The sequence below is a fragment of the cyanobacterium endosymbiont of Rhopalodia gibberula genome (genome assembly GCF_003574135.1).
Classification (GTDB): domain Bacteria; phylum Cyanobacteriota; class Cyanobacteriia; order Cyanobacteriales; family Microcystaceae; genus Rippkaea.
In genome coordinates, this window is sequence record NZ_AP018341.1 from 1,093,579 (window position 1) to 1,106,660 (window position 13,082).

At 35.0% G+C, this 13,082-nt stretch carries 10 protein-coding genes; 7 read left to right on the forward strand and 3 right to left on the reverse strand.

Features of this window, described 5'->3' with window-relative positions; genetic code table 11:
* Window positions 1-486 precede the first annotated feature (486 nt).
* The gene (locus tag RGRSB_RS11045; protein ID WP_420823005.1) at window positions 487-585 is read left to right on the forward strand and encodes a hypothetical protein; all 99 of its coding nucleotides are present in this window, start codon (window positions 487-489) and stop codon (window positions 583-585) included.
* 270 nt (window positions 586-855) lie between these two features.
* Complete coding sequence (locus RGRSB_RS03530) at window positions 856-2,208, forward strand: MFS transporter (protein WP_232014571.1); 1,353 nt, start codon at window positions 856-858, stop codon at window positions 2,206-2,208.
* 882 nt (window positions 2,209-3,090) lie between these two features.
* On the opposite strand, the gene rnhA is transcribed toward RGRSB_RS03530, so the two are convergent.
* Both rnhA and RGRSB_RS03540 read right to left on the reverse strand, forming a co-directional pair.
* A complete protein-coding gene (gene rnhA, locus RGRSB_RS03535) occupies window positions 3,091-3,573 on the reverse strand; it encodes a ribonuclease HI (RefSeq protein ID WP_119259860.1) in 483 nt (160 codons plus the stop codon).
* An 84-nt stretch (window positions 3,574-3,657) separates the two neighbouring features.
* A complete protein-coding gene (locus tag RGRSB_RS03540) occupies window positions 3,658-5,181 on the reverse strand; it encodes an ammonium transporter (RefSeq protein WP_119259861.1) in 1,524 nt (507 codons plus the stop codon).
* 311 nt (window positions 5,182-5,492) lie between these two features.
* Here RGRSB_RS03540 and ribD point away from each other — a divergent pair, with 311 nt between their 5' ends.
* From ribD to RGRSB_RS03560, 4 genes are all read left to right on the forward strand, one after another.
* Window positions 5,493-6,587: a bifunctional diaminohydroxyphosphoribosylaminopyrimidine deaminase/5-amino-6-(5-phosphoribosylamino)uracil reductase RibD gene (gene ribD, locus RGRSB_RS03545; RefSeq protein WP_119259862.1), complete on the forward strand. Its 1,095-nt coding sequence runs from the start codon at window positions 5,493-5,495 to the stop codon at window positions 6,585-6,587.
* 1,429 nt (window positions 6,588-8,016) lie between these two features.
* Complete coding sequence (gene rpmG, locus RGRSB_RS03550) at window positions 8,017-8,211, forward strand: 50S ribosomal protein L33 (RefSeq protein WP_119259863.1); 195 nt, start codon at window positions 8,017-8,019, stop codon at window positions 8,209-8,211.
* A gap of 43 nt (window positions 8,212-8,254) precedes the next feature.
* Entirely contained in the window at window positions 8,255-8,470 is a 216-nt protein-coding gene (rpsR, locus tag RGRSB_RS03555; RefSeq protein ID WP_119259864.1) for a 30S ribosomal protein S18, read from the forward strand.
* A 288-nt stretch (window positions 8,471-8,758) separates the two neighbouring features.
* Window positions 8,759-10,774 carry a ribonuclease catalytic domain-containing protein gene (locus RGRSB_RS03560; RefSeq protein WP_119260943.1) on the forward strand — a complete coding sequence of 672 codons (2,016 nt, stop codon included), beginning with the start codon at window positions 8,759-8,761 and terminating at the stop codon, window positions 10,772-10,774.
* 1,004 nt (window positions 10,775-11,778) lie between these two features.
* Here the strand turns inward: RGRSB_RS03560 and RGRSB_RS03565 are convergent.
* Window positions 11,779-11,991: a hypothetical protein gene (locus tag RGRSB_RS03565; RefSeq protein WP_119259865.1), complete on the reverse strand. Its 213-nt coding sequence runs from the start codon at window positions 11,989-11,991 to the stop codon at window positions 11,779-11,781.
* A 37-nt stretch (window positions 11,992-12,028) separates the two neighbouring features.
* Between RGRSB_RS03565 and RGRSB_RS03570 the strand changes: the two genes are divergently transcribed.
* Window positions 12,029-12,685: a DUF3386 domain-containing protein gene (locus RGRSB_RS03570; RefSeq protein WP_119259866.1), complete on the forward strand. Its 657-nt coding sequence runs from the start codon at window positions 12,029-12,031 to the stop codon at window positions 12,683-12,685.
* Window positions 12,686-13,082: the final 397 nt, after the last annotated feature.

Here is a 13,082-nt window from a genome sequence, read left to right on the forward strand (position 1 = left end):
TTTCGGTTGATCTAATATTAAAGAGTTAGTCCGGGTACTTTTATTTTGTTAGTAAATACTTAGTTATTGTAGGGTATTCATCTCTACTCAAGTTTTGGACGTAAAAAATCTAACTGAACATAAATTTTATAAACTCGTAAAAAATTGCCAGCTAGTCATATTTTCAGATATTTATTATTAACCATCAAATATAACAATTAAATTTAAAAAAAATAAGTGAATTAAATTCAAATATTGTTTCCTTAATTATAAGCAATCTAGTATGGGTTTTAACTAAAGTGTTACGATTTACTTGTAAAGATAACGTTAGAATAAAAACTATATTCTAAATAGTCGTTAGATCCGTCTTTAAACATTTTTGAAATACAGTTAAGTGAAAATATGGAAATTAATAAGAAGTAATGAGCAATCAACAGACAAATATCAGATATTTTCCTAATTCTGTCTATTTAAGAATAGAATTAGGAAAATATCTGTAAAGATATTATTGCGATTATATTAGAGGTTTGTGATGGTTTACATTTAGGGACTAATGAAAAATCTGCCATATTAACAGGTGCTCTATCAGAGATGACTAGAGTATAAATTTATTTTAAAGTGACGCTTAAAACCTTTTTTAATCTATCAAGATTAGGAGATTTAATAGCCATAGAAGGGATTAACATCACCCATGTGTTAGTAGACTTGGTGAATCAGAACTAAAGAGCTAATCCTATTGCCCCTCAAGTTTATCTATTCCTTAAAAAAATATCCCGTAAAAAGCAGTTTAGACATTAATGAAACGAGAACTAAAACCTGAATTTTTTAATTTTTAATTTCAATAAATTGTCAAATTAAGTAAAAAAAAATTTCCCTATGATGGAAAAAAAATTTAAGAAAAAAGTTCGTAATTTTTGGCAACTTTGGAACATGAACGTTGGCTTTTTTGGTGTTCAATATGGTTGGGCATTACAAATGGCTAATACTAGTGCAATTTATGAGTATTTAGGAGCTGATCCTGAACAAATCCCTACGTTGTGGTTGGCTGCCCCCTTAAGTGGTTTAATTGCTCAACCCATTATTGGCTATATGAGTGATCATACTTGGGGACCCCTAGGACGTAGACGGCCTTACTTTTTATTAGGAGCTGTTATTAGTTCTATTGCCCTTATTTTGATGCCTAATTCTTCTAGCCTATGGATGGCCGCTGGATTGCTTTGGATTTTGGATACTTCGATAAATATTAGCATGGAACCTTTTCGAGCTTTCATTACAGATTTACTTCCCCAAAAACAGCATACTCGAGGGTTTTCGATGCAAAGTTTTTTTATTGGAGCAGGGGCAGTTATGGCTTCATTATCTCCCTGGATATTGACTCATTTATTCCATGTGGGCGATAGAAGAGACTTAGGGGTTCCTTTTTCAGTGAAATTATCTTTTTATATTGGGGCAGTAGTCTTTTTAGGCACTGTAATTTGGACGGTAGTAACTACCTCAGAAACTCCTCCGAAGAACTTAGAAAAAATACGAAATGCTCAGAAAAGCAAAAGTATCTTAGATAAAAGCACAGAAATCCTTTGGCTAATTAAAGCCATGCCAACAACGATGAAACAATTGGCAGTAGTACAATTTTTTACCTGGTTAGGAATTTTTTGTGTATTTCTCTATTTTCCTCCGGCTGTTGCCCACCATATTTTTGGGGCAGTGCAGGAACATTCTCAATTGTATACAGATGGTATTGAATGGGCAGGAATTTGTATTGCGGTCTACAATGGAGTCTGTTTTATTTTTTCTTGGCTGTTACCAAAATTAACGGAAATAATTAACCATAAAATTGCTCATTCTTTATGTTTAATTTGCGGAGGAATAGGATTAATTTCTTTGGTGTTTGTTGATCACCCCTTATGGGTTTTATGGCCGATGGTCGGTTTTGGTATTGCTTGGTCAAGTATATTAGCTATTCCCTATTCTATTTTGTCTCGAACTTTAACTAGTCAGAATACAGGACTGTATATGGGTATCTTTAATGCTTTCATTGTCCTTCCACAAATTTTTGCAGCTTTAGGATTAGGTTGGATCATGAAAATATTCCTTGAAAGTAACTCTTTATTAGTAGTGGTTATAGGAGGTTTTTCTTTATTACTAGCTGCCGTGTTGGTGCATTTTGTTGATGAACCTGAAACCTTAGAACAGACATCTATACAACCGGAAATTTTGTCTCCTTCCTAAGATTTAGACTCTCAGATCGTTCACTTTGTTTACAATTAGCTATTGATGAAGAGGAAAAGTCAAAACGGTATGAGGGAAATTATATGTAAAGTTACATGGTTTAACCGCAGTTTCATATCTAAATATAATATTTCTATTTTTGTTCTTGTATGAAGAAAATCTTTAAGTAAGTAGTTAATTTTGATGTCCCCTGACTTTTCTGATTTTGTCAGCTGAATTATCAGATTATCTAATAGTAACTTTTTAAAAACTATTTTTAAACTTATTTAGACTCACTTACTTAAGGTAGTCGTTAACTATTTTATGCAAAGAACACTTATTAAATTTAATTTAATAAGTAAATTTCGCTAATTTTACTTCACTTGTTATTAATAACAAGTGAAGACTTAAAGTCATTTTTTATTAAGAATTATCCAAAAATTTTTGAGCAAAATAATATATTATTGGACTCCAAATATTTTTATTAAAAATAGTTTAAAATAGGGTTGCGGTTATCCCTGTTGCTTGGAGTTCACTTTAAAGCTAATTCGTAGTTATCTTTGATTAAATAACGATATCTATTTAACTAAATGAGGAAATATTTTTTTGTGATAAGAAAGAATCTGCTGATGTGTAAAGTTATTTGAAGGTGCGATATCCCGAGCCATGAAAATTGATTGCAACAGCGATAATTTTTCTCTAAAAATATTCCTTTTTTTCTTTAAAAAGTTTTGTAAATTAAGAAACGAAATGACAATATTGCTCAAGTCTTTTATGAAAGTAATTTTTATCAAAAAATACTATCGAAACGAGATTTTATATACATGATACTAGACCTTGATAAATATCATTTTTAGTTAAAGTAGTGCTGCTACTTCTTCGTCTCTCTATAACTTTTTTTTGTCAAACTAAAGTTTCATAAACTTCATCGGAGGGTAAATTAGGTTGTTGAGAAGCTCCAACTGCGAGGTAATCACAATATTCATTTTCTGGATGTCCTGCATGACCTTTAACCCAAACAAAATCAACCTCATGTTTTTCGCATAAGTCTAGTAATTGTTTCCAAAGATCAGGGTTTTTAGCATATTCTTTTTTGTTGCGCTTCCAACTGTTAGCCTGCCATTTTTTTGCCCATCCTTTAGTGATAGCATCAACTAAGTAGCGAGAGTCAGTATAAATAGTAACATTACATTTTGTGTTAAGAGTTTCTAGCCCAACAATTGCCGCCATCATTTCCATACGATTGTTAGTAGTTAAACGAAAACCTCCTGACAATTCTTTTCGGTATTCATTATAAATTAAAAGGGTTCCATAGCCCCCTGCACCAGGATTTCCTGAACAAGCTCCATCCGTATAAATTAAGACTTTTTTTAGAGAATTATTCATAACTTAACTATTTCTTCTATTGATTAACTTAAAAAAATCCGCAAAGGCGGACGTAGTTGATATTTTTCTTAGGAAAGATTTAGATTAAACTCTAGGACCTGTTTCGACATCAACATCACTAACAGCAATGCCTTGTTTACCAGCAAAACTGTCAGATTCCTTAACGAAACCATGATAAGCTTCCATGCCATGTTCACCTATGTCTAAGCCGTTTATTTCCTCTTCTTGAGTAACACGGATGCCCAAAGTGACCTCAAGAACTATCCAAACCATGCCACTAAAAATGACAGTAAAAACTCCAATGGAAACGATACCAACAATTTGATTAATTAATTGACCAATACCGCCGCCATAAAAAAGACCCACTTTTGTGTTAAAAAAACCAACCGCTAAAGTCCCCCAAATTCCGTTAACTAAATGGACAGAAATAGCCCCAACAGGATCATCAATTTTCACAACAGAGTCAAAGAAATCAACAGAGTAAACGACAATTACTCCGGCGATTGCTCCGATAACAACAGCTCCGAAATAGGACACCCCATCACAGCCGGCAGTAATTCCTACTAACCCTGAAAGAATCCCATTAATAATTATGGGAAGATCGGGTTTTTCATTCTTAAACCAAGCGACCAAAGTGGCCGCTACACCACCAGCAGCCGCAGCTAGGTTAGTGGTAACAGCAATATAAGGAACTATTTCATCGGCTGCTAATTGAGAACCTGCGTTAAAACCAAACCAGCCAATCCAAAGAATGAGACAGCCCAAGGTAGCAATACTCATATTGTGGCCAGGAATAGCTTGAGGACGATTCTGGATATACTTACCCATTCGAGGACCAAGAACAGCAGCCCCAACCAAAGCAGCCCAACCTCCGACGGAGTGAACCACTGTAGAACCGGCAAAGTCTTTGAAGTTACCTAACCAACCACCACCCCAAACCCAGTGACCAGTAATAGGATAAGAGACTGCTACTAACAATAGACTGAAAATCAAAAAGTAAATAAATTTAATCCGTTCAGCCACCGCTCCTGAAACGATAGTAGCGGCAGTCATGGCAAATGCTGCTTGGAACAAAAAAGCAACTGAAATAGGCAGTCCAGTCGGAAAGGGATCAAGTCCATAGGTCGCAGGATTATCACTACTTAAAAACCAACCACCACCTCCGATAACTGGATTATTGGGACTACCAAACATCAGAGAAAATCCGATTGCCCAATAGGCTAGGATTGCTAAGGCTAAGACAATCAGATTTTTTGAGAGAATGTTGACGGCATTTTTATGACGACAGAAACCTGTTTCGAGCATTCCAAAACCTGCATTCATGCAAATGACCAAAATGGCGGCAATTAACACCCAAATAGCATTGAGGGTTCCCTGAAGGGTTGCTATATTAGTGTTGATGTTTTCAATAGTAATTCCGGTAATTTCTGCATCTTGTGCGGCCGTTGCTCCATGCCAGACAATGACAATAATGGCAGTTAAGGGAATACAAGCTAGCCAATAGGGGGAAAAAAGATGAGCAGTAGATTTAAATGATTTCCAATAGGACACATCCCATAAACAAGAAAAAGTCTTAGAAATGGCTTTAATCGTTCTTGTTGATCGCATTTTAGTTAAAATTCAATGAGACATCTCATTGAGTCAAGTTGACTTTATCCATGTCGGACATGATAGCGAGATTGTTCAATAAAATCAGTAAATGTTTGTGTGTTATTATTGCTCGCCCTATTTTTGGACTTATTTTGTTGTCCAAACTCTAAATATCACCGACAAATCCCTATAATATAGCAGATTAGAGTTAGATTGACCTAAATTGACTTTTAAAGTGGTAATTCCTAAAAAGGGATTACCACTTTAAAAACTACATTTATGCTTGGCTAATCTCAAAGTTTTTATAATTTTTTGACCTCAGCGACATCATGAACCAATTAGACTTTGACCGAAAAATAATGCAGCGATGTTTGCAATTAGCCCAGCAAGGGTCAGGAAAAACTTCTCCTAATCCTTTAGTAGGATCAGTGATTGTCCAAAATTGGGAAATAGTCGGGGAAGGTTTTCATCCAAAAGCTGGAGCTTCTCACGCTGAGATTTTTGCTTTACGAAATGCTCAGGAAAAAGCAAAAGAAGCGACAGTTTATGTTAACCTCGAACCTTGCAATCATTATGGTCGGACTCCTCCGTGTACAGAGGCTTTGATTAAAGCAGGAGTTAAAAAAGTAGTTATCGGTATGGTTGACCCTAACCCTTTAGTTTCAGGAAAAGGGGTCGAAAAACTTAAACAAAGTGGAATTGAGGTGGTGATTGGAGTAGAAGAAGCCGCATGTCGTCAGTTGAATGAAGCCTTTATTTATCGTGTTTTACATCAAAAACCTTTGGGAATTTTAAAGTATGCTATGACCCTTGATGGTAAAATTGCTGCGACTACAGGTCATAGCACTTGGGTAACGGGGAAATCATCGCGTCAGTTAGTCCATCAAGTTAGAGCAGCTTGTGATGCGGTGGTAGTTGGTGGCAATACAGTTCGACAAGATAACCCTAATTTAACTACCCATCAGGTGGTAGGGTCTAATCCTTTACGGGTGGTAATGAGTCGTAGTCTCGATTTACCCCTTCAAGCAAATCTTTGGCAAACAGATATTGCCCCTACATTAGTCTTTACAGAAATAAATAGTAATCCCAAGTTTCGGGAAAAATTAGGTCATCAAGGGGTCGAAGTAATAGAATTAACTTCCTTGACTCCATTGGAGGTGATGAAAGTTCTTTATCAAAAGGGGTTATCCAGTGTTTTATGGGAATGTGGGGAGACATTAGCAGCACAAGCGATCGCTGATGGGGTGATTCGAAAAATTATGGCTTTTATTGCCCCTAAAATTATTGGCGGTTTAACAGCTCCTTCACCCATAGGAGACTTGGGATTAAAACAGATGACTGAAGCGTTAGAAATACAAAGAATTACTTTAAGTCAAATTGATCAAGATATTTTAGTTGAAGGATATTTATCAATTTTGAATTAATAATTGGGCATTATAGCTTTCTTAAACTGAGTATAGTCAGTTAGTAACTGATAACTTTTAAAACTTTTATTCCGGCTGTATTCTATGCTGTTGTCACAGCCAGTCTAAAAAACATGACGATTTAATTGAGTTTAAATTTGCCAAGTTTGTTAATAAAACTTATTTATCCAAGGACAATTAACTAAGACTAGGAAGATAGATTTATTTGTTAAGTCCGTGCTAGTCAATTCTCTACACAGTAGAAGATACTCATAATATCCCTGATGATAACTGTTGACAACGGAAATTATTGATAGATAATTATTCGTAAGTTATGCTCCTTGCATTGCCGCAAAATCTAGCTATATATTGTAAATATACCTAAAAATAGGGCTAAAATAGCATATATTTTTTCTACTAATGTAGTAATTTATAATCTAATCTAGATTAGTAGAAAACGTTTTTAAAAGAGTATTAATGATACAAGTTTAACAATTAAACATGTATGAATTATTGAAATTATCTTTTTTGGTCAACTTAATGAATAGCGGAATAAAGAAGTTAAATTTAAGTTCTATTTTTCTCATGGTGTTTAGAATTAAATTCTATATTTATATATCATAATTAATGAGTTTAAAAAATGAGCAGATTTACATTTCTAAAAAATCTAAAATAGAGTTTATAAACTAATTTAGTTAATGGTACTGTCTATTGTAATTTTAACTTTTATAAGATTTTTAAATTTTATAAAAGAAGATCATTATAGAAGCAACAATGATCTTCTTTTGTACTGCTAACTTTTTTTAAAAAAATACTAAGGATAGCAACTAGAAGTAATTTTAAATAAAGGAATGTCTGGTTAAGTTTAACAAGTTAATAATTGGGATTTAAAGTTTCTTTATATAAGTTTATCTTCTCGTTGAACAGACCGTATAGTGGAGATAGCATCAATTAAGAAGACTGTAGGAAAAGCTAATAAATGAACGGACAGCTATCTCACGGTGAAATGGTGTTTCTCTGAATTTGGCCATCAACAGTCTCACAAGACTTAGATGTTCTCGGTCATTAGACTTGTTCGAGAATTAACTCCCGATAATATAGAGCAGTCAAAAGTACTTCTTGGTCAACAAAAAATAAAAGGATTGTATAGATTTATTCAAAAACACTAGCTACTTTAGATCTTCTATCCAAACTTGTGCAGGTGTACCCGTTTCGAGAAAATTTCGGTAAAGCTCTCCGTAAAATTTACTGTGCTTTGACTGGTAATGGAAGAGTGGAAGTGAAGAAGAACATAACTAAAATATGGACCATATTTGTTACACTACGAGATAGGTGGTTAAAAATACTTAATTTAAAATCTTCTCTCTACCCTTGGCAAATTGAGAATTAATATGAGAGAATGTACATTTGTGTGTCAAATTAAATAAACACTTATTTGCTAGGATAGACTATGGCCGCTAAAAAAGGAGTACGCATCGTTATCACCTTGGAGTGTACTGAGTGTCGGACAAACACAGATAAACGCTCACCAGGGGTTTCTCGTTATACTACCAGCAAGAATCGTCGTAACACCGCAGAGAGAATAGAAATTAAGAAATTCTGTCCTTACTGTAATGCTCACACCATACATAAAGAAATTAAATAATCATCAGTTGCAGTAAAGTCTATAAACATTTAAACCAACAAATATGAGTTACTATCGCAAGCGTCTTTCTCCCATCCCTCCGAGTCAACCCATTGACTATAAAGACACAGAACTCCTAAGAAAGTTCATCACAGAACGGGGGAAAATTTTACCCCGACGGATTACAGGGTTGACATCCAAACAGCAACGGGACTTAACGAATGCCGTAAAAAGAGCTAGACTTATTGCTTTGTTACCTTTTGTAAATAAAGAAGCATAAGGTTGAAGCCGTAACTCAAAATCTCATTAATTAGGCAGGAAATAGAGTAAAACTTTGTCTTCGTTCTACAGAGTGAAGTCAGTCAACTTGAGGAGATAAACTTGAGTAGAAGTAAGCATAACAAAAAGACTCAAGAGATCTTCCTGTAGGTAAGAACTATCGGTAATTCCGTTAATGTTAACTTTAAGATTAAAAGTCATAATCTAAAACCGTCTAGCTAGACTGAATAGTAAAAGCACGGGACTCCTAAATTAAGGAGTAATGTTAATAATCAAGGCAGCAAAGCGGGTGGAAAAAGGAAAGCTCATTGAATTTAGGGTACAAGGGGAACGTCGTATTGCAGTCGTTGATCGCCCAGAAGGAAAAAAAGATTGGATAGTCATTGATGTTGAAGGTCAATCTCATAAAATTCGACCTCAACGGGTGGAATACGAGATAAATGGAAGTTCCTACACAATTAAAGATATACCCCAGTTTTTGCAAGAAGTTGAAACCTACCTTGACCCCTCTAGTTTAGAAGTGGCTTGGGAGTTACTAGTGGAAAATGGGCAGAGTGTAACTTCTTCTGAAATGGCGCAATTGCTGTTTTCTGAAACTTCTCCAGCTCACTGTTATGCAGCTCACAGTTTATTATGTGACGATAAAACTTACTTTAAGAAAAAAGGAGATAGTTACGAGCCGAGAACCAGTGGTCAAGTTGAAGAAATTAAACACCAACTAGAGGTTGAACGGCAACGTCAGCAAGAAAAAGAAGTGTTCTTTACTAACATAGAAAAAGCTCTAGCAGGACAGAAGATTGATTGGACAGAAAGCGATCGTAATCGTTTGGAATTATTGGAACGCTTAGTTTTACAGCCAGAACAAGCTAATCGTAATTCTCAAGAAATCTTGGATGAAATTGGACGATCTCCTACTCCGGAAGCGGCTTTTGAGTTGTTAGTAGAATTAGGATGGTGGAGTCGCAACGAAAATCTATTTTTGCGGCGTAGTTCTTATCCAATTCAATTTTCTAGAAAGGTACTTGATGTGGTGCAATTCTATTTAGAAAACCCTCCCCCTGATCGAGATAGTGATCGCCTTGATCTAACCCATCTTAAAGTGTATACCATCGATGATGAAAGTACTGAAGAAATTGACGATGGGTTGAGTGTGGAATTCTTAGGGGATGATCAAATCAAACTTTGGATTCATATCGCTGATCCAACTCGTCTAGTGACTCCAGGAGACGAATTAGATTTGGAAGCGCGAAGACGAAGTACCACTCTCTATTTACCTACGGGCATGATTTCCATGTTTCCGATAGAATTGGCAACTGGACCAATGAGTTTACGCCAGGGTAAAATCTGTCCTGCCTTGAGTTTTGGCGTAATTTTAGATGATAAAGGGGCGGTTCTTGATTATTCAATTCACGCTAGTTTAATTAAACCAACCTATCGCCTCACGTATCATGATGTAGATGAGATGTTTCACTTAGCCATCAAAGCTGAACCAGAGATACCTATCCTAGCTGACGCTTCTAAGCAGCGACACCGATGGCGGAAGTCTCAAGGATCAATTACTATCAAGATGCCAGAGGCAGTCATTAAAGTTAAATCCGAAGATGACATTGTAATCGAATTGATTGATAGTTCCAGAGCAAGACAATTAGTGGCAGAAATGATGATTTTGGCTGGGGAAGTAGCTGGACGTTATTGTCAAGAACACGGTTTACCAGTTCCGTTTAGGGGACAACCTCAACCAGAATTACCCCCAGAAGAAGAATTGCTCTTATTACCTCCAGGACCTGTGAGGGCTTGTGCTTTACGTCGTTGTATGCCTCGTAGTGAGATTGGAACTTTACCTAATAGACATGCAAGTCTAGGTTTAGATACTTATACTCAAGTAACCTCACCCATTCGCCGTTATACAGATTTGTTAACTCATTTTCAAATTAAGGCACATTTACGCGGCGATCCTTTTCCATTCCCTCTTGATGTTATGCAACAGATTATTTATAGTGTGACTTTATCAGCCCAAGAGGCGACGTTGGTAGAACGACAAACTAATCGTTATTGGGGATTAGAGTTTTTGCGGCGTAATGCTGATCAAATTTGGCAAGGAGTGGTCTTGCGTTGGTTGCGCGAAGATGAAAATTTAGGAATCTTGTTACTCGAAGAATTAGGATTGGAATTACCTCACCGTTTTGAAAGAGCTGTGTCTTTGGGAGATCGTTTGTTGGTTAAGGTTAGTCGTTCTGATCCTCATCGTGATGAGATTCGCTTTCGAGAGATGCCCGAACATGAAGTCCAATCAAGCATGATTTAAAATAGATGTAATAGATCAATTTTATCTAAGTCAAATTGTTAGTTTAGATATAAAATTATTAGAAATTAGTTATTTAACTATCTCTAATATTTTTGTTCATTTTCGTATAATTTCTTTATTTTTTAACTAAAATGTTTAAACTAGCTTCAGATGCAGAAGTTATTTCTTAGTTAGATTAACTAGAGTATCAAAGTTGTTCTACAGAAATAACTCAGAATACTAAGAATTACATCAGTTTATTATCAATATATTGATAAGGTTAAAAGACTCAAATAAAAGTACAAACTAAAGTTAATCATAATCCTAAACAATAAAAAAAAATCTGTTGTCTTTTTAAGAATTGCTGCCAGTTGATGGTAGAGATTCTTGGCTCTTGATTAAGCTGTTAGCTAACAAGTTTAAAGTTGCTAGATTAAAGATAGTCGTTAAATTGGAAATATCTTCTCGAAATAAATTGATCGATATAGAATAATAATCAAAAAATATTTTCTGTCTCTAATTTCTAGGATAGAAAAACAAAATTTTATAATGAGAAATCAACTTTTAGTAATAAGTCAGGTATTTTAAATAGGTTTAGGAATTAGTATTTATGTCAGTTTAATGAGAGTAAATCGAGTGATCACTAAAGGAATCATAGTTAAAACTTTAACCGTTACCGGATAGGGAATAAAAAGAATTATCATTACCTTAACTCATATTTGATTGAAAGTAGAAGTTTAGGCAAGTTAAAAAGAAAGTAGCTAAGCGAACTCAACGGGTAGTGGACTTGCTGAAATTGTGTAACGTATAATGACTCCAAATTATTCAGACTATGATTAAAACCTAATTATAAATTATCTTGATAACCAGTAAATATGGGGTATTTGGGGACAAAGTAATGTAACTGTTTCTAATTACAGGACAATTAGACAAAAAAGTGAAATTAGGAGCAACTTGTAATTGATAGGGTCAATTTTACGTCCACTAAATCAGCGATCGCGGTAGCTCAAAAAGAAGCCTTATTTCTACAGAAAACTCACAGCAACAAGTACAAGCCGTTTTACAAATCCTAAACTAGACTGCCATGGAATCGCTAGGATTAGAATTGACGGAACTAATGTTCCCCGTCCTAGATCGTTGCAAACTGAATTGCGCTCAGCAATAGCCTCTGATGCTAGTATGCCAATCATTGGGGTAAAACAGACCGTAATGGCTTCTGTTACTCTACAAATAGCCACTAACCATTAAACTAACTAACTGTTTAGGGAACATCAAATGACAAGTTACACGACAACGATTACCGAAGCCAGAGAATTATTTCGTGCTGCCTATGAAAATCGCTACACTTGGGATAGTAATTTTCCAGGGTACACAGCAGATGTGACTTATCAACGAAAAGATAAGATTTTTACTGGTCAAGTTCGAGTCAATCAGAATCTCAGTGCTGAGGTTTTAAATGTTGATGAGCTTGAAATCAAAAAAGAACTTCATCATCAACTGTGGGAAATTGCCATTCATCGTATTCGTCGAGCCTTTGAAGACACTCACGGACAAAATACCTTTACGTATGGGGGAACAGATGATACTGGTGCAGTAAAACTCCTTGTCGGTGGTAAATCCGAAGGAGATAGCTACAAAGTTCGCAACAATGAAGTGTGTTATGTTTATCGCCATATTCATGGCATAATCGTTACTATCAATACCTTTAGTAGCCATAACACAGGGGAAGGCTATTTGTCTCATCGTTATGATTCTGTTTACCACGATTCTGAAACTGGAGAACTTAAAGGTGGAACAAACAATTTCGAGGATAATTATGAAAAAGTAGGGAGGTATTATATTCTTGCCAGTCGCATTATCCAAACTAAAGAACAAGGACAGATAAAAACCGAAACATTTAATTTTTCTAATATTCAGTTATTATCAATTTAATAACTGGATTGGTATCTTTAACTTTAATATCGCGATAGACACACCTTATAGAAACCGACCTTAGCCATCAGTGCTAAGGTTAGGGTATTTATGAGAAATCCCGAAGATTGTAAGTGTTGATCTAAAAACGATCTAGCACTAGATAAATACATAAAGACTTGAATCTTTACAAATAAAATACAGGTAAATTTAAACAAATCTAAAACAGAAACACAGTTTAAAAAGAGTGATTGCCATCTTCTGTTTATTTTGCCACTTCTAATAAAATATTGTAATTAGTTTTAATTTAGATTAAATACTCTAATCTTTTTATTTTTTTATAAAACTGCTTCAATCTCTTTTTGGAGTAAGGTTTTCCTATTTTTTCCTATAAAATTCCGACATAACTGGCAGATAC

Bases quoted from the DNA above. Each gene is read 5' to 3' on its own strand.
- RGRSB_RS03540 (WP_119259861.1), bottom strand. From the start codon at position 5,181: ATGCGATCAACAAGAACGATTAAAGCCATTTCTAAGACTTTTTCTTGT.
- RGRSB_RS03570 (WP_119259866.1), top strand. From the start codon at position 12,029: ATGACAAGTTACACGACAACGATTACCGAAGCCAGAGAATTATTTCGT.
- rpmG (WP_119259863.1), top strand. From the start codon at position 8,017: ATGGCCGCTAAAAAAGGAGTACGCATCGTTATCACCTTGGAGTGTACT.
- ribD (WP_119259862.1), top strand. From the start codon at position 5,493: ATGAACCAATTAGACTTTGACCGAAAAATAATGCAGCGATGTTTGCAA.
- rnhA (WP_119259860.1), bottom strand. From the start codon at position 3,573: ATGAATAATTCTCTAAAAAAAGTCTTAATTTATACGGATGGAGCTTGT.
- rpsR (WP_119259864.1), top strand. From the start codon at position 8,255: ATGAGTTACTATCGCAAGCGTCTTTCTCCCATCCCTCCGAGTCAACCC.
- RGRSB_RS03530 (WP_232014571.1), top strand. From the start codon at position 856: ATGATGGAAAAAAAATTTAAGAAAAAAGTTCGTAATTTTTGGCAACTT.